The sequence below is a fragment of the Duganella qianjiadongensis genome, from assembly GCF_009857915.1.
Taxonomy (GTDB): domain Bacteria; phylum Pseudomonadota; class Gammaproteobacteria; order Burkholderiales; family Burkholderiaceae_D; genus Rugamonas; species Rugamonas qianjiadongensis.
The window spans coordinates 1-15,834 of sequence record NZ_WWCM01000028.1 but is presented as its reverse complement, the minus strand read 5'-3'; the positions used below and the strand labels follow the sequence as shown (position 1 = coordinate 15,834).

Below are 15,834 nucleotides of genomic sequence, written 5' to 3'. Positions count from 1 at the left end.
GATGTTTTCTTAATCAGTCAAAAAATAAAATCGACTACCGTGCTGAGAACTTTGACCGTACCTGGCTGTGTGCGTCCCTGCAGTGGTGGCAGACCACCGTTGATATTCTGGATTTCAGCCTTAAGCATCATCTTGGGTGTAAACTCATAACGCACACCCAGTGCAATTGCCTTGTCGTCGGTAGGATAGCCCAGTACTCCATTGACCGCCTGTGATAGCGGGAGAAACTGACCCGCTGCCGGTATTGAATTATCATAGCGCTGGCTATTAATGCGTTGCTCGGAAAACGTTATATAGGGAGTCCAGCGCCCCTGCTTCAGCCCTGCGGTGATATACCAGCCGGTAGAATCAGGCATGATCGAGGAAGTACGTCGCTTGGTAAATTCGGACAGAACCATCAGATGTTCTCCGTCATAGGTAGCCCCCAGACTGACGAACTTGGCATCGCGCTGGTGCAGGCCAAACCGTTGCACCAGGCCGCTCGCGGCCGGGAAAAACATACTGGCCTGTTCAAGGCCGGCCACGATGCTGGCGAGAGCTTCAGGTTGATTGGTTAGATCTAACTGGCCACGCATCCATCCTAGGCGTAACGAAATTTCACCTGCTTGCACTGACGTGTTTATACCGCGGATATTGGCGACATTCCCCTTCAGGCGACCACCGGCAACTGGGAAATACAGATCGAATTTACTCTTGCCTGCGACTGGTTGCAACAGCAGTGAATACTGGTCCGTGTGATACTCGTAGACGAGATCCACGCCATCAACCGAGAAGAAGGACAACTGGTTATAGACATCGGCTGGTGGCCTGACCCACAAGTAGGCATTACCGATATTGTAGTAATCGGAGGCGGAAAAGGTTGGCAGCCGGGTACGGCCAATACGCACAGCCAGATCCGAACCGATCCAATAGCTTGCATATGCCCACTCGATTTTTGGCGCATAACTTCCGCTGGCGCCCTTGCTGGCAGTCGACTGTGCGGTGAACGCAATACTATCGCTAATACTCCAGTCTGCCTGTACCCCTAGTTTGCTATCGACGCTAGGGTCCCATTTTTTGTCCGCACCGCCGCTATTCTGCCAGTTGGCACGGTATCTGGCTGCATCGGTATCCGTACGTGTCAGGCCCAGCGTGCCGAAACCGCGCACAGTGAAAGCATGCTCATCAGCAGTTTTGGATGGATACTCTTGCGCGCCGGAGAAGGGAGATATCGCTCCCAGCAGCAAAGCCAGCGTCGACCAGCACGCGATTTTTCGGGGAGTCGGATTAGCCATATCGTAGTCTGTAAAAGTTAAGTAAATTAAAGTGAATTCATTTCCCACCCTCCTTTAGCTGGTACCGCGCTGCAGGGGCGCAGGACTGTGCCTCCACCCGTGGACGACATCAGCAAGCCTAGGGGGGAAAAACCTATCGACCGTGATAGATGCTAGTTTTCAGATCGTTCAGTATCTGATTCAAGGGTGGCTGTGCCCCCCAGGTTGTATCAATCAAGTCCTTGCTTTTGAAATTCTTGTACAGTTCGTTAGATTCCAGTGTGTCGATGGCGGTATCCAGATTGGGAGCGTAGGAATTGAGGAATTTCTGGTATTCCTCAATACGCCAATAGAAGGCATATTCTTTGCGCGAATTACCACCTTTGGCGTTGGCTAATTTATCTCGGCTGGCGTTGTCGGCTTTTTCTAAATCAGTGACTGGTTTGCGCAAGGTGATCATCACGACAACTGTCCTAAAAAAATCAGTTGTTCGGTAATTCTGGAAAAGGTATTGCGCCAGCGGGATATCACGTAAGACGGGTACTCCATTGTCGCTACGGGTAAGTTCGCGTTCGGTCAGTCCGCTCAGAATGATCGTGTCGCCAAAAGTTGCAATGACATTGGCCGTAACCGAATTGCGTGAAAGCGAGAGTGCCACTCCGGAGGTGCCGAGATCCGGCGCTTCGACGAACGAGCGTACCGCCTTGATACTCAGTAGGACGCTCTTATTGTCGATGAACGTGGGCGTCACCGAGAAGCTGATGCCGTATTGCTTGTCGGTCAGACTACTAACTCCGCCCGGCCCCGATTGAACGGCGATTGATGCGGTCGTGCCGGAAAAAAATGTCGAAGGTAAACGATCAATAGCCAGCAGCGATGGGCGGGCGATTACCTCGTTACGGTTATTGGTGGCGTTGGCGATATTGAGCGAGTAGGCCAGTGCCGTGCTGATACTGGCACCGCCCAAACCGTAATTTACGGTGGTAACGGTCGATCCGGGCGAGGTACGTACCGCGGATTTGTTGAAAAACAAATTGATACCTTGCAGAAGATTGACCCCGAACGAGCGACTATCGGACACTTCGGTCCTCAGGATCACTGCATCGATGACCGCCATGCGAGGGGGCTCCGCGCCTACGCAGGGGGGCGGCAAGGCCTGTAGTTGTGAAATTTCTTCGCCGGCTCCACTGGTCGAGATCACACCGACATTACTGGGAACCGATGAACCGCTGTTATAGCTAGGCATGCTGTTAAAACCCATGCCGTTGACGCCCATGCCGGGAATGCCACCAAACGCCCCTGCGCCGGCCGACTGCTGTTGCGTTGTAGACTTCAAGGGCGCTGCCGCTGCTGCTGCACAGTCATACCAGGCCTTTTGCGCCGTACCCGTGAGATCGCTACTGCTGCTCTCGTCCGCAAGCGGTGTGACAGCAGGTGATGTTGGTGGGGCAGCAGAAGTAGCTGGCTCGCCTTGCGCAGCAAGCTCGGGCGGTGGGGTTAGCCATTTCTGACCAGCAATCACTGCACGAATTTCCTCTAGCCGCTGGTCGAATTGTGTCAGCTCGTTCCCCTGCAACTGGTTCGAACTGATATAGGCTGCGCGTGCCTGTTCCGCCTGCTCCGGCAAACCGGCAGCGTTGTAGAGCACGGTTTTAAGGCGATTGACCGCTGGCGGGTTCCAGTGGAGTTTGGTCAACTCATCGGCCGACCAGAGGGCTGTGACCAAATCTCCACTCAGGTAGCTGCTGGACGCCAGCCCATAGAAGGCATCGCCATTGCCGGGACTGACCGTAATCGCTTTGGCAAAAAACTGTGTCGCGTTCTTGTAATCATGTGCATCCATTTCGAGCCGCGCCAGTTGTAGTAACGGTAGTGGATTTTTCGGCTCGTAGCGAGCCGCAATCTGATAGCCTACCGCACTTTTTTCGCGCGCCTCTTGCGTTCCCGTCTTGATAAATTCCTGATGGTAGGACATACCAAGAAGCAGGTGTAAATTTCCGTTCGCAGCATTGAACTTGATGGCAGCGCTAAATAGCCGACGCGCCTTATCATAGTCATTCAGTTGCAGATATTTGATACCTTCTTCGGCAACCTGTGCAGTGTTAATCGCGCTCGGATCCTCTGCTGAGGGCATCATACTATTGCCTTTATCGGCCAGCTTGTTGGTTGGTGAGCTTGCGCATCCTGAAATGAGCAAGCTGCCAACAAACAACCCGATATAGTTTTTGAACTTTGGAATATTTTCCATTTTAGATATGTAGTCGCGAAGAATCGGTATTTCTGGGGCTGCGATATCGCCGCCCGCTGAGGCACCACTGAAGTCGCTTGAACGGTTACCCGGTCATGCCCTAGCGTTGGCGCACGTCTCTGGTGCGGCAAACGCCTAAGTAAGTGCTGACCTAATTCGACTGGAGCGCTCCAGCGCATGAAAGAAACGATATTTTCATGCGCTGGATAACTTCAAGTCAAAGTATCGCTCCCCTCAGTCCATCCCTGTAGCGTGTCATGTTCCGCTCAGTCTTGAACTGTTCCAAATGAACTAAAGTGTTCCACTTTTGATGATTTTCTGATAACCAAACTGGAAATTAAAACTTGCTCCTAGCTCCGCCTTCGTACCTACACCTCCAGCGGTGCTAATATCCGGCGCACTACAGGCCATATTCACAAAGTCAGTGATCTGTTTGAGTTCGTCCTTTGCCATCGCAATAATATTTTTATCACGTGCATGTTTGATCAAGTTATCAATTTGAGTCGGCAAGTTCCAGTTCAGCCCCTCTTCGAGAAACGCGCGCTGATCTATTTGCTGGTTGAATGCCGCCGTCAGTGAGATACCCTCAGAATCTCTAATTGAACCGGAGCCCCAGAATACGCCAGTAGAAATACCCGCCTGGCCAGCCGTTTCTGTAGTAAGGGTGGCACCACCACCGACGGTAAGTGCATAGACCATTTGGTTTGATCCAAGTGCTGGAGAAATGTCTAATCCAAATGAGACAGTGCTATTACCGCCGGCGTTTTCGGCCGTTGCGCCGATGCCCACATACATACCGATGTGCGCAGGCTTCCAAGGAGACGAAGGGGATACTAAGTTTTTCAAATTCGAGTCAATCAAGCCGGCAGCCTGTGCGACTTGGACTAAGTCACCTGCCATTTGTTTATCTACCTTAGAACCGCGACCGATACTACGGATCAGTCGTACCAGCGCTTTCTGGGCATCGGTACCGGTTGTGATGGGCGCGTACGCGATAGCATCCGCTGCAAAATTTCGCTTTGCATTCTCATTGGCAGTCAATGCCTCGGCGTGATTGTGCAGCGCAATCACGTAGGCATCCGCGGCGGCGAGTTCTTCCTTATTAAATGAATTTTGCCCCCCCGAAAAAAAGGCACTAACCGAGCTATGTTTTCGATGTTGTTTATCTAGAGTTGCCTGGATCTGCGGCGTCAGTGTCGGCACCGGTGGAACAGCACCCAAAATAAGTTGCGGCGGCGCTTTCTGGCTGGGGGTAGTCGGCACATTATTTATTTTGATGAGATTCTGTGCAATAGTTTGCGACGGGCCACCCATTGATTTGAAGGTGTCCGTAGCGTTCTTGGAGCATGCCTTCTGGAGAAGACTTAGGACATTGGAAGGATCCTTGAGGTAGTCGACCGCAGTGAGTGCATAGCCATAGACCGTATAGGCGGCATGTAGACCACTGTTGTAAGTCGTCTGCAATGTCGATGAAATGCTGTTGAATTCCGCCTGCGTCAGATCCTTGCTGTCATTGACGATGCGTGCACCATAACTGCTAAAACCGAGTGCCTCAGCTTCCGCTTCCGCTGCCGCCATAGATGAATAACGCGCAGCTTTGGAGGCTGCACTAAACAATTGCACCTGTGCTAATGAGGTATATCCTTTGGCTTGTATCGCGACCACATTGGCAAAGCCATTGCTGATTGCAAAGGCATCAGCAACGGCCAGTGAAGTCCAACCTGCACTCTTCGCGTAGGTTTGCATAGCAGAAACCTGAACGGTACTAACGTATCCTCTGGCATAAGCAGCCTGTGCATTGGCGAAACCCGCAGCCTTGGCAGCATCATGCATTGCCTGCAATTGCACCTTATCGGCAAACCCTGCCGTGATGGCGGCACTGGAACTGACAAAGCCAGTGGTCTTTGCCAAAGCATTGGCTTCGGTGGCGTTGGCAAAGCCATATGCCTGAGCTGCTGCATCATTGGCGAATGCCCCGGCAGTGTTCATCGCAGTCGAGGTACCGTTAATTACCTGATAAACAACTTTTGTTATATTATCATTACAACCTCCTGTAAAGAAGCTGCCGGCATTGCAACCGGCATAAGAAGTTGCTGGAAAAAGCAAGGCTGCACTGACTAGTGCTCCGATGGTCGATACACTCGAATTTTTTTTCATTTTCAAACTTTCAAAATATTTTATCGGCGACATTACCAAAAATACTATTGTCATCTTGGATGCACGTGAATTACAGCCGGAGGCTTAGCATGTTGTTGATAGGAAAGTAATGTTGTGCGCAGCCAACTGTTCTGATATGCAGCAGCTATCCTTAGAATACGGATATGCCATCTCGACGAGTTCATCCTAAAATCTGCGATAACCGTTGCATGTCGTATTAACATTAGGCATCGACACCTTAGCAATTTTGAAAGTTATTAGATATATACTGAAGTATATGAAGAGACGAACCTTCGTTTTCTGAGTGGATTAAATGGAAAGGAAGTGAAGACAACCTTCCCGCCGATGTTCCTATCCGAAGCGGCCAAGCTGGTATCTTGAGCGGCTCGCAGGTGTCTAGCAGACTTATAGCGATTCAAGACTCATTTAGGCTGTAGATGCCACATGCGAAAATTATTGCGTAAGATATAATTTTTCGAACGAGTTTTAGCAATCTAAATGCGGTGAATGCCGCCTTACGCCATTAGGTAAGCTCATGAATATTTCCCTCCCCACACTTGATGAAGCGAGCAGGTCAAGCAGAGTTTTGCAGGATCAAGTACGCGCTTTAGAAAGCGCTTCCGTAGGGGCAAGAATAGCCACGATAGGTATGGGTTTGGTTGGCTTCTGGACATTTCACAAAAGTGCCCAGCTAATTTCATTGTCGTGCTGGCTCATGGCACAGATGCTTTTCAATTTGTACTCTTTATTGGCAGGTATTCGGCTGCGGCGTATTCCCCTGTCAGGTGCCAACGTCTTTCAGCGTTTGCGTCGATCGATAGCGCTGCCCGCAATGAATGGACTGATCTGGGCCGGGGGGATTTGGATGATGTGGATACCCGGTAATTTCCCCATGCAGCTAGTACTGATTTTTTTCGTTATCGGTTTGTCTTCAGGCGCATTAAACTCGTTGAAGGCCTCTCTGCCTGCACTCTTCCTATTTCTTATTCCTTGCGTGGGTAGTGTGATCGTAACAACACTTGCACATCTGGATAGTTACTCCATGTTTGTGGTAACTGGCGCGAGTGGCTACTTCGCGTGGTCGAGTACTTATGCAGTTGGCGCGCACCGCTCGCTGATCCGTTCACTGTACAACCATTATCAAGTTGAAGAGATGGCCGTCAAACTGCAGGCACAGAAAGAAATAGCGGAGATGGCAACGGAAGCCAAGTCTCGATTTTTGGCAGCCGCTAGCCATGACTTGCGCCAACCCATGCACGCCTTGAATCTTTATCTAGGTGCGTTAGCGAATTTAGACCTTCCTCCGAGCGCCCATCCGGTACTGGATAAAGTGAGGGAATGTGCACACACTATGGATGAAATGTTTAGCGCGTTGCTCAATATCTCCAGCCTTGACGCCAATGCAATGGAGGCCAATTTCACTACATTTCCTATTGCGATGGTGCTTAATAAAATCGAGCTCGAATTTTCTCCGCAGGCGCAGGCAAAGGGATTGCAATTGCGTGTAGCGCCTTGCTCAGTGTTGATTAGAAGTGATGCGGATCTGTTTGAAAATATATTGCGTAATCTGGTCAGCAACGCGGTGCGCTACACCACCGAGGGCAAGATACTAGTTGGCTGCCGTCGTACCGGCGATACAATCCGCTGCGGTGTGTACGATACTGGTATGGGTATCGCAATCGATCAGCAGGCGGCAATTTTCGAAGAGTTTTTTCAGATTGGCAATAAAGCGCGCGACCGTTCTAAGGGACTCGGCCTAGGCTTAGCGATTGCTCTCCGCCAAGCTCGACTTATGCATACGCCGCTGACAGTCCGTTCTGAGATAGGCCATGGTTCAGTTTTTGAAGTTGAAATCCCGCGTAGCCTCTTGCCACCTACGCCACTGCAAAAAAAGCCGCTCGATACTCTTAACGGCGCAGACCTCGAAGGAAAACTTATTGTTGTCATCGATGACGAATCGATGATTTTGAGCGCATCGAGATTGCTGCTGGAGCAATTCGGATGTCATGTGATAACTGCCAGCTCAGGAGCGGAAGCGCTGCAGATGCTAGCTAGCAGTCCGTGTGCACCAGACGCAATAATATGCGATTATCGCCTGCGTGACAATGAAACTGGAATACAGGTCGTCACCAAACTGCGTAATGAATTTAACTTGGATGTCCCAGCCATCCTTATTACAGGTGACACGTCCCCTCAACAAATTAAAACAATTGCATCTACAGGCATTTCTGTCATGCATAAACCTCTCCAAAGTCAGATTTTACAGACGACGCTGATTTCTCTGATCAATCAGTCGTCTACCGTGATAGAGGTCGAGCATTGCGAAATGAAAGATTTCAGAGCGACTACGGAGATCGACCCAGCAATTAATCGTTAATGAGGCGATTCATTTTTCAAGCTGGCCCTTTCCGGATGCGGTGAACACAGCCACTTAGTTTGTGATACTTCAAGCGCAAGAACAGGACGATCCGCATCGATTGGGACAGTTTGCCGAGCGCCTTAGACTAGGTGACCTTGTCGAAGAGAAGTTGAGCAGCGACCATGTCGCGCTTTGCGGTGAGCAAAAATTCGATGGTTTTACTGCGCTGTCCAGTCCGGCGGCCGTGCGCCGTTATTGGTCCGGCCGATTCAATATATACACATCAGAATATCACAATTAAACAGTAGACTTGCCTGTAATGTGATATTAAACTGTGTATATGGATGAACACTGCACATTACAGGTCTATCTCGATGGCCACTGGCACGATGCGGCCGCCGTGACCTTGCAAGGCGATGTCACGCGCGGCACGGCCACACCGACATGGCTCAGCTACACGGTCGACTATGCGCTGGCCCAGTTTGGCCGGCGTGATGCGGCCGCGCTCTCGATCAACCATCCGATCGGCATTGCCCTGATCAAGCACGACAGCTGGCCGCCCTTTCTGGTCGACTTGCTGCCACAGGGCTATGGCCGCCAGGAGTTGCTCAAGCAGCTACAGCGCGATGTCCACGCCGGCCCGGCGGCAGACTGGGCTCTGCTGGGTGCCGGTGCCGGTAATCCCATCGGCAACCTGCGCATCAAGGAAGCCCACGCGTGGAGTGGGGAACAATCCGCCAGCCCGCCGCGCGGTTTTACCCGCGACGAGGTGGCGCAGCGGGCCGGTGACTTCAATGAATATCTGGCGCAGCATGGTCTGTTTCTGGCCGGCTCGTCGGGGGTGCAGGGCGAATGGCCGAAGATTTTACTGACCCAGGCCCGGGACGGCCTGTATTACCTTGACCATACGCTACCCGACCAGCTGGCCCAGCGTCACTACATCGTCAAGTTTGGCCGCGGCAGCGACCCTGCACTGGCCACGATCCTGCGCTGTGAAGCGCCGTATATGGCACTGGCGCGCCAGCTCGGCCTGCGCGTGCATGGGGATTTGCAATTGCACGGGCGCTCCCTGTGGATTCCCCGCTTCGACCGGCAGATCAGCAGCGAGCAAGTGCTGCGCCATGCGCAGGAAAGCCTGGCCTCCGTGTGCGGACTGCACCAGTTTGGCGAGGTTCCTAGCCATAATGTATTTTTGCAGCGCCTGCGCGCCAGCGTGAGCGACTGCGCTAGCGAAACGGTGGAATATCTGAAGCGCGATGTGGCCAATATCGTGCTGGGCAATACGGATAATCATGCGCGCAACACGGCCATCCAGCGCGACGCGCAAGGCCGGGTGCGTCTGACGCCCCTGTTTGATTTCGCCCCCATGTTCCTGCATCCGGACGGTATTGCCCGCCGCATGCGCTGGGCGGAAGATGACCACGGGGCGCCCGTCTGGGCCAGTGTCATCGCCCAAGCGGCCCAGGCCAGCGGGGTCGATGCCGCGCTGCTGCGCACGGCCCTGCAAGCGATGGTGGCGCCCTTGCAGACGCTGATGGCACATGCCCACGCACTTGGCATTGCCGATGTGCTCGCCCTCAAAGGCCGCACCATCGCCGCCAACCTTGAGCAATTACAGGCACTCTGATGGATAAACGTTATGCCGTGCTGAGCCCCGCCGAGCAGGTCGCCCTGCGGCGCGACCTGATGCTGCGTCTGGAGGCGGCCCCGGCCATGCCGATTCCGGCCGTGATACGCGAGATCCGTAAGACCTTGCGCCTGACCATCCCCGAATATGCCCGCCTTTGTCAAGTCTCGCCCCGCACCTTGCAAGATATCGAACGGGGCGTCGCCAGCCCTACCTTGAGCACGGTCGATAAACTGCTGCAGCCCATGGGCTTGCGGGCTGGCGCCGTCGCGGCCGCAAGCTGGCCATAGGACGGGCACGGCTGGCCCGCCCAGATCATCAGAGGGGAATTACCGACCAACAGACGCTCTGGCGCCAGCGGCCCGCCATATGCTTCCCAGCCCAGCCCCCTGCACCAGTGCAGCGGCACTGAAATACGCTACCTGGGTGGCCATCCCAATGCGCCGCAGCGGAGCATGGCTGCGTCCGGCACCTCGATGTCGCTAGTCTGCAGGCTCGGCTGGGGGAGAGTGCGCATCCGGCTACCACATTCGATAAACACTTCGCTGCGCGCCGTCGCAAGCCGCCCATTAGGCTCCACCTGTAGTGGTTCAATGTACCTGGACACTGATTTGAGCGAAAATGCCTGCTATGTAAAGGTGTTTGATGAGCAAGCAGAGACGTTTTCCACGGGGTTCAACCGGCATGCGGCATACTTGGTGCTTCGGGCATTTATCTTTTAGGTGAAATAGTGTCGACTGATTTCGAATTTCGCATGCGTAGCGAACTAGCAGCTGTTCCTATTCTTGGAAATGCGGTAGCGGCATGGTGCGAACGACATTTACTAGCGTTGAAAGAAAATTTTCAACTAAATTTAGTTATAGAAGAGTTAGTGACGAACGTAATTGTTCATGGTTGGCACGGTAATAGTGAAGGTCACATACGGCTTACATTAAGCTGCAGTACCTTGGGTATTGAACTCGAACTTTCCGATGATGGCCCGCCCTTCAATCCGTTGCGTTACCCTGCTCCGAACCTTAATACGTCATTGGCTGAGCTGCCAGTAGGGGGCTTGGGCATTCACCTAGTACGTAGCCTGACGACGCGCGGAAGTTATCGCCGTCAGGATGGAAAGAACGTATTGTGTCTTTGCAAACCTTTCAGCGTTCTGTCGGATTGACAGGGCCGTGCAAATTCATCATGGCCTGGCTGCAATCGTAGTTCTGTATCGTGACTGGCTTGCTAGATATTGGTGCGCGAGGCAATGATTTATGCGAATGTCATCGGCAGTGACCTCGGCCCGAAAATCACGCCAATCGGCAGCTTGGCCACGCTGCTGTGGCTGCATGTCCTAGCGAGCAAAGATATTCAGATTTCATGGGGATATTATTACCGCGTCGGTATCGTGTTGACCCTCCCGGTATTGTTCATCACGCTCGCTGCACTCGCTGTACGCCTTGCATAAGGGAGACACAACCATGACTGTTACGATCTATCACAATCCAGATTGCGGCACTTCTCGCAATACGCTGGCCATGATCCGCAATGCCGGTATTGAACCTGTCATTATCGAATACCTGAAAGATCCACCTGATCAGGTTACTTTATTGGATCTGATCGCCAGATCTGGATTAACGGTTCACGATGCGATTCGTCAGAAGGGAACCCCATATCAGGAGCTTGGATTGGATGCACAGTCCAAGACTAAGATGGAACTACTTGCAGCGATGGTGACGCATCTCATCCTGATCAACCGTCCATTCGTCGTCACGCCGCTGGGTATGCGGCTGTGCCGGCCGTCGGAGCTCGTACTGGATATTTTTCCGCAACCACAACGAGGCGCATTTACGAAAGAAGATGGCGAGCGCGTGGTCAACGAAAACGGCGAGAGAATTCCGCACTGATATTGATCATAAATATAGTCGCAGCGTTTTGCTGCGCTTGCCGTCGATGCTTTTTACGTGCATTGTCTAACAATAGGGAGATCAATCATGGTGACTATTCAAGTATTCGAACCAGCTTTGTATTGCAGCAGCGGTGTATGCGGACTAGATGTAGACGCACAATTACTGGCGTTTTCTGCCGATACCGATTGGGCGCGGCTAAATGGCATGCAGCTAGAGCGCTATAACTTGGCTCAACAGCCAATGGCCTTCGCCGATAGCGCGGTGGTCAAGCGCTTTCTGGAACGATCCGGCGCTGATGCGCTGCCGTTGATACTGGTCGAAGGCGAAGTCGCACTCACTGGGCGCTACCCTCGGCGAGAAGACCTCGCACGTTGGGCCGGCCTCACCCTTCCGGATACGGATTCTAACGCCAAGCGAGCCAACACCTGTTGCGCTAGTGGCAAAACCTGCTAAGGAGTCCCATCATGCACGCAGCCTTCCGCTTTCTCGACAACCCGCCATCATTTATGTTTTTTACGGGAAAAGGAGGCGTCGGCAAGACGTCGCTGGCCTGCGCCCATGCTGTCTTGTTGGCAGACCAAGGGCGGCGCGTGTTGTTGGTCAGTACAGATCCAGCATCTAATGTAGGTCAAGTTTTTAAGGTTGCAATCGGCAATAGCGTGACCGCCATCCCCACAGTTCCCGGTTTGAGTGCCTTGGAAATCGATCCGCAGGCCGCAGCGCAATTGTATCGTGACAAGATCGTCGGGCCGGTGCGGGGCGTACTGCCGGATGCCGTGGTCAAGTCGATTGAAGAACAGCTTTCAGGGGCTTGTACTACCGAGATCGCTGCCTTCGATGAGTTTACGGCCCTGCTGACCGACCCACAGATGCTGCGGGACTACGATCACATCGTATTTGACACCGCACCGACAGGTCACACGATTCGGCTGTTGCAGTTGCCAGGTGCATGGGATGACTTTCTGGAAGAGGGAAAAGGTGATGCATCCTGCCTGGGTCCGCTAGCTGGTCTTGAAAAACAGCGCGACCGCTATCATGCTGCTGTGGCGGCACTCGCGGATCCAGCCCGCACGCGACTGATTCTGGTTGCGCGCGCACAAGGCGCTACCTTGCGCGAAGCTGCCCGCACTCATGATGAATTGACTGCCATTGGTTTGACACAACAATACCTAGTCATCAATGGCGTACTGCCTGAGCGCGAGAGTGCATTGGATGCACTTGCAGCTGCCGTTGTTCAGCGTGAGCAGCAAGCCATAGCGAATTTGCCCTCAGCACTAAAAGCACTTCCCCTAGATCAGATTCCATTGATGCCATTCAATCTGGTAGGGGTGGATGCTTTACGTCTATTGCTGCAGTCTGATACCGGCGACGCGGCGGCAATAGTGCCAGCGATTCCCGCTATAGCGACCCCGCCGCTGTCTGACCTGATCGACGAAATAGCCGAGAATGGCCACGGTCTGATTATGCTGATGGGAAAAGGCGGTGTCGGTAAAACCACGCTTGCCACAGCCGTAGCCGTTGCGCTGGCTGAACGTGGCCATGCGGTCCACCTGACCACCTCCGATCCAGCTGCCCACCTGGAGGAAACGCTTAGCGGATCGCTAGCCTTGCTGACGGTAAGCCGTATAGATCCGCACGCCGAGACGGAGCGCTACCGTAAGGAAGTGATGGACACCAAGGGGAAGAAGCTCGATGCGGCAGGGCGTGCTTTACTGGAAGAAGACTTGCGTTCACCATGCACCGAGGAAATTGCGGTCTTTCAAGCATTTTCTCGTGCGATCCGGGAGGCAGGGAGAAAATTTGTCGTGATGGATACCGCTCCTACTGGCCACACACTGCTGCTACTCGATGCTACCGGTGCCTATCACAGAGAGGTGACGCGTCAGATGGCGGATACCCAGTTACACTTCACCACACCAATGATGCAACTACAGGATCCGGTCCAGACCATGGTGCTTATCGTGACACTGGCTGAGACCACTCCGGTGCTTGAAGCTGCAGGGTTACAGTCCGACTTGCGCCGGGCCGGTATTGAACCGTGGGCATGGATCATCAACAATAGCTTGAGTGCGGCCTATCCACGTTCATCGCTGTTACGCCAGCGTGCCATGAATGAGCGGGCTCACATTGCAGCGGTGGCTACTCAGTATGCCCATCGCTACGCGGTAGTCCCTTTCTTAGCGGCAGATCCTGTAGGCGTAATTCGCTTAGAACAGCTAACTCGGCCTATTCTGTAGCCGTAGGGGAAAGCAATTTTGTCTGCAACGCGACGGCAAATTTGTCTGCAAGGTCCTCTTTATCGAATTTTTCCGAAAATTTACCGCGAAATCAAATACTTAGAGAATTGAAAGTAAATTTGTCTGCAAAATTTCTCAGGAAAGCAAATTTGTCTGCAATTTGCCGTCTACATCGTGGGCGTCGGGACGCCGAGGACCGCTCAAAAATACGAGTAGTGGCTGAAGCGCAATCGCGTAATGGCGATGCGCGCCTTCTTGTTGAATGAACGCTTGTGTGGCAGCGAAGCGGGCGGCGATGCGCCGTACAGATGGCCACAGCTTCCGCATCGGTAGGGTGCGTCGAGCAGGGCGACGTTGAGCCGGTAGGGCGCCTTGGCGCCACACGTGCCACAGGCGATTTCCAGCAGAGCGCTATGCACCGGGCAGCATTTGTGGTCGCCGCCCCAGCTTCAAGCTATACGCCTCGATGATGCCAGGGCCGGCAGGCCTGGCGCGCGGAACAGCAGATTGGAATCGTACGGTTTTTCTCATGATTTCAACAGCTTATCGCCGTTGCTGAATCTTCAAAGCTGCGAGTTGACAGATTTACTTTCTGATGCTGCACGTTGACACAATTGCTTTCTAGGACGTGCCGGCAAATATGTCACTTTCCAGCCACAGTCAAGAGGGAAGCAAGCGTTGAAACCGGTAACACAATTGCTTTCCTCTACGGCATGTCCAGCGGCGTCAGCCTGGCGTCCTGTTGGCTTGTCCTGTTACAGCTTCACGCCAATCACATCGGCGTCAGTACCCGGTCCAAGAGCGCCGTCAACGGCTCCAGCTGACAGTTGTAAGCGGCGACATTGGCGTCCAACCACTCCGTGCGGCCGATCGGCTCCCAATGCAGCAGGTAGCCTGCGTTGATGCTGATCACTTCAAACATCAAGCGCTGTGCGCGTCCGTTACCATCCCTGAAAGGATGGACGACATTCAGCTCGCAGTAGTAATGCGCCAACCGGGCCACGAAGCGTTCGCGCGGCAGTTCAACCAGATAGCGTTCCTGCGCCAGCTGCGAAAAGAGTTTGTTCGCCTCCGGCTCGACCCGGCTCACGTTGGCGAAGCGGGTCGCCCCCTTGCTGATGTCGACCGTCCGCAGCTCGCCCGCCCATGCATAAACGTCCTGAAACAGGAACTGGTGGATGTCGCGCAAGGCCGACAGGGAGATGTTGTCGAAGTCGGGTTTGAACTGCTCGAGGCGCGTCTGGGTCAGCTCGACTTCAGCCGCTTCCAGTGCAGCCTCGTTGGTGAGGCCGAGCTTGTTGATCAATACGTCGGAGCCGGGATAGCAGTACTGCGTGTCCCCGCCAGTGCCGTACTTATCGGGCATGTTTAGTCTTGAGCGCGGCCGTGGTAGGCGCGGGCTTGTGGGTGGCCACCGGGCGCGGAGTCAGACCCTCCAGGCGCAGGCTGGCGCGGTAGTTCTCGGCGCGCAGCTTCATGAAAGCCTGGAGTTTCATTTCTTTTGTTAGCATCACAACATCCTCAAAAGGGCTTTCAAGTATTGTAACGCAACTCGCCGGGGGCTGACCCAAGCATGCCTTGTCTTTTGTGAGACGAGCATCACAGGTCATTGTCCTTATCCTCGCCCTCGGCGTCCAGCGCGGCTAAGAAGCCGTAGTGGAAAGCAAAAGTGTCACTTTTGCGATTCATGTGGTGATTCAGGTCATTGCTTCAGGTTGCATTATGAGATCGTTAGAAATTAGACCACAAAATGTCGGTGGGTACACCTAATGATCGCAGATGTTGAGACTTGCGGTCTAGTGACGCGTCGCTACAGAGGTCCGTGCAAGAGTGCTCTAACCTAAATCCATGTTCTTGAACTTTCCAGCGCTTCCCTCTACAAACGCAGCTTATTACCCATAGTGGATGCGCATTTATTGGCCTTCCCCCATCGCCACGGATGAGATAGCCCCTTGAATCACCGGACACAGCCTATGCGTTATTCTTACGGATAGGAATAGGACTGTGCATATGACTAGGAACAAGCAAACAATCGAAGTAGTGACCGTGAGCCAGGAACGCCGCCGG

The 15,834-nt window shown here is 53.3% G+C and carries 13 protein-coding genes and 1 pseudogene; 8 read left to right on the top strand and 6 right to left on the bottom strand.

What is annotated here, in order from left to right; all coding sequences use genetic code 11:
- Window positions 1–17 precede the first annotated feature (17 nt).
- The 3 genes from GTP27_RS22145 to GTP27_RS22135 all read right to left on the bottom strand — a co-directional run bounded on the left by GTP27_RS22145 (window position 18) and on the right by GTP27_RS22135 (window position 5,712).
- Window positions 18–1,274 carry a hypothetical protein gene (locus GTP27_RS22145; RefSeq protein WP_161041267.1) on the bottom strand — a complete coding sequence of 419 codons (1,257 nt, stop codon included), beginning with the start codon at window positions 1,272–1,274 and terminating at the stop codon, window positions 18–20.
- 133 nt (window positions 1,275–1,407) lie between these two features.
- Window positions 1,408–3,501: a secretin GspD/PilQ domain-containing protein gene (locus GTP27_RS22140; protein ID WP_161041266.1), complete on the bottom strand. Its 2,094-nt coding sequence runs from the start codon at window positions 3,499–3,501 to the stop codon at window positions 1,408–1,410.
- A 291-nt stretch (window positions 3,502–3,792) separates the two neighbouring features.
- Window positions 3,793–5,712 carry a hypothetical protein gene (locus GTP27_RS22135; protein ID WP_161041265.1) on the bottom strand — a complete coding sequence of 640 codons (1,920 nt, stop codon included), beginning with the start codon at window positions 5,710–5,712 and terminating at the stop codon, window positions 3,793–3,795.
- Window positions 5,713–6,193: 481 nt separating this feature from the next.
- Here GTP27_RS22135 and GTP27_RS22130 point away from each other — a divergent pair, with 481 nt between their 5' ends.
- From GTP27_RS22130 to arsA, 8 genes and pseudogenes are all read left to right on the top strand, one after another.
- A complete protein-coding gene (locus GTP27_RS22130; RefSeq protein ID WP_161041264.1) occupies window positions 6,194–8,035 on the top strand; it encodes an ATP-binding response regulator in 1,842 nt (613 codons plus the stop codon).
- A gap of 322 nt (window positions 8,036–8,357) precedes the next feature.
- The gene (locus tag GTP27_RS22125; protein WP_161041263.1) at window positions 8,358–9,644 is read left to right on the top strand and encodes a type II toxin-antitoxin system HipA family toxin; all 1,287 of its coding nucleotides are present in this window, start codon (window positions 8,358–8,360) and stop codon (window positions 9,642–9,644) included.
- Window positions 9,644–9,934 (top strand): helix-turn-helix domain-containing protein, encoded by a 291-nt coding sequence (locus GTP27_RS22120; protein ID WP_161041262.1) that lies wholly within the window; start codon window positions 9,644–9,646, stop codon window positions 9,932–9,934. The genes GTP27_RS22125 and GTP27_RS22120 overlap by 1 nt, the downstream gene beginning before the upstream one ends.
- Before the next feature lie 464 nt (window positions 9,935–10,398).
- Window positions 10,399–10,803: an ATP-binding protein gene (locus tag GTP27_RS22115; RefSeq protein ID WP_161041261.1), complete on the top strand. Its 405-nt coding sequence runs from the start codon at window positions 10,399–10,401 to the stop codon at window positions 10,801–10,803.
- Between the two features lie 69 nt (window positions 10,804–10,872).
- Window positions 10,873–11,088: pseudogene (locus tag GTP27_RS22110) on the top strand (ArsB/NhaD family transporter); the annotation flags it as partial.
- Window positions 11,089–11,101: 13 nt separating this feature from the next.
- The gene (gene arsC / locus GTP27_RS22105; RefSeq protein WP_161041260.1) at window positions 11,102–11,527 is read left to right on the top strand and encodes an arsenate reductase (glutaredoxin); all 426 of its coding nucleotides are present in this window, start codon (window positions 11,102–11,104) and stop codon (window positions 11,525–11,527) included.
- A gap of 87 nt (window positions 11,528–11,614) precedes the next feature.
- Entirely contained in the window at window positions 11,615–11,983 is a 369-nt protein-coding gene (gene arsD / locus GTP27_RS22100) for an arsenite efflux transporter metallochaperone ArsD (protein WP_161041259.1), read from the top strand.
- Window positions 11,984–11,994: 11 nt separating this feature from the next.
- Window positions 11,995–13,767 carry an arsenical pump-driving ATPase gene (arsA, locus tag GTP27_RS22095; RefSeq protein WP_161041258.1) on the top strand — a complete coding sequence of 591 codons (1,773 nt, stop codon included), beginning with the start codon at window positions 11,995–11,997 and terminating at the stop codon, window positions 13,765–13,767.
- A 200-nt stretch (window positions 13,768–13,967) separates the two neighbouring features.
- Here arsA and GTP27_RS22090 read toward each other — a convergent pair whose 3' ends face one another.
- The 3 genes from GTP27_RS22090 to GTP27_RS22080 all read right to left on the bottom strand — a co-directional run bounded on the left by GTP27_RS22090 (window position 13,968) and on the right by GTP27_RS22080 (window position 15,263).
- Window positions 13,968–14,186 (bottom strand): hypothetical protein, encoded by a 219-nt coding sequence (locus tag GTP27_RS22090; RefSeq protein WP_161041257.1) that lies wholly within the window; start codon window positions 14,184–14,186, stop codon window positions 13,968–13,970.
- Between the two features lie 353 nt (window positions 14,187–14,539).
- Window positions 14,540–15,133, bottom strand: a complete 594-nt coding sequence (locus GTP27_RS22085) for a putative adenosine monophosphate-protein transferase Fic (protein ID WP_161041256.1) — start codon at window positions 15,131–15,133, stop codon at window positions 14,540–14,542.
- Entirely contained in the window at window positions 15,123–15,263 is a 141-nt protein-coding gene (locus GTP27_RS22080; RefSeq protein WP_161041255.1) for a YhfG family protein, read from the bottom strand. Before GTP27_RS22080 ends, GTP27_RS22085 begins: the two co-directional genes overlap by 11 nt.
- Between the last annotated feature and the right edge of the window lie 571 nt (window positions 15,264–15,834).

What these genes read in the sequence shown, in the direction of transcription:
- GTP27_RS22145 (WP_161041267.1), bottom strand. Translation starts at nt 1,274, where the DNA reads ATGGCTAATCCGACTCCCCGAAAAATCGCGTGCTGGTCGACGCTGGCT.
- GTP27_RS22140 (WP_161041266.1), bottom strand. Translation starts at nt 3,501, where the DNA reads ATGGAAAATATTCCAAAGTTCAAAAACTATATCGGGTTGTTTGTTGGC.
- GTP27_RS22135 (WP_161041265.1), bottom strand. Translation starts at nt 5,712, where the DNA reads ATGACAATAGTATTTTTGGTAATGTCGCCGATAAAATATTTTGAAAGT.
- GTP27_RS22130 (WP_161041264.1), top strand. Translation starts at nt 6,194, where the DNA reads ATGAATATTTCCCTCCCCACACTTGATGAAGCGAGCAGGTCAAGCAGA.
- GTP27_RS22125 (WP_161041263.1), top strand. Translation starts at nt 8,358, where the DNA reads ATGGATGAACACTGCACATTACAGGTCTATCTCGATGGCCACTGGCAC.
- GTP27_RS22120 (WP_161041262.1), top strand. Translation starts at nt 9,644, where the DNA reads ATGGATAAACGTTATGCCGTGCTGAGCCCCGCCGAGCAGGTCGCCCTG.
- GTP27_RS22115 (WP_161041261.1), top strand. Translation starts at nt 10,399, where the DNA reads ATGCGTAGCGAACTAGCAGCTGTTCCTATTCTTGGAAATGCGGTAGCG.
- arsC (WP_161041260.1), top strand. Translation starts at nt 11,102, where the DNA reads ATGACTGTTACGATCTATCACAATCCAGATTGCGGCACTTCTCGCAAT.
- arsD (WP_161041259.1), top strand. Translation starts at nt 11,615, where the DNA reads ATGGTGACTATTCAAGTATTCGAACCAGCTTTGTATTGCAGCAGCGGT.
- arsA (WP_161041258.1), top strand. Translation starts at nt 11,995, where the DNA reads ATGCACGCAGCCTTCCGCTTTCTCGACAACCCGCCATCATTTATGTTT.
- GTP27_RS22085 (WP_161041256.1), bottom strand. Translation starts at nt 15,133, where the DNA reads ATGCCCGATAAGTACGGCACTGGCGGGGACACGCAGTACTGCTATCCC.
- GTP27_RS22080 (WP_161041255.1), bottom strand. Translation starts at nt 15,263, where the DNA reads ATGAAACTCCAGGCTTTCATGAAGCTGCGCGCCGAGAACTACCGCGCC.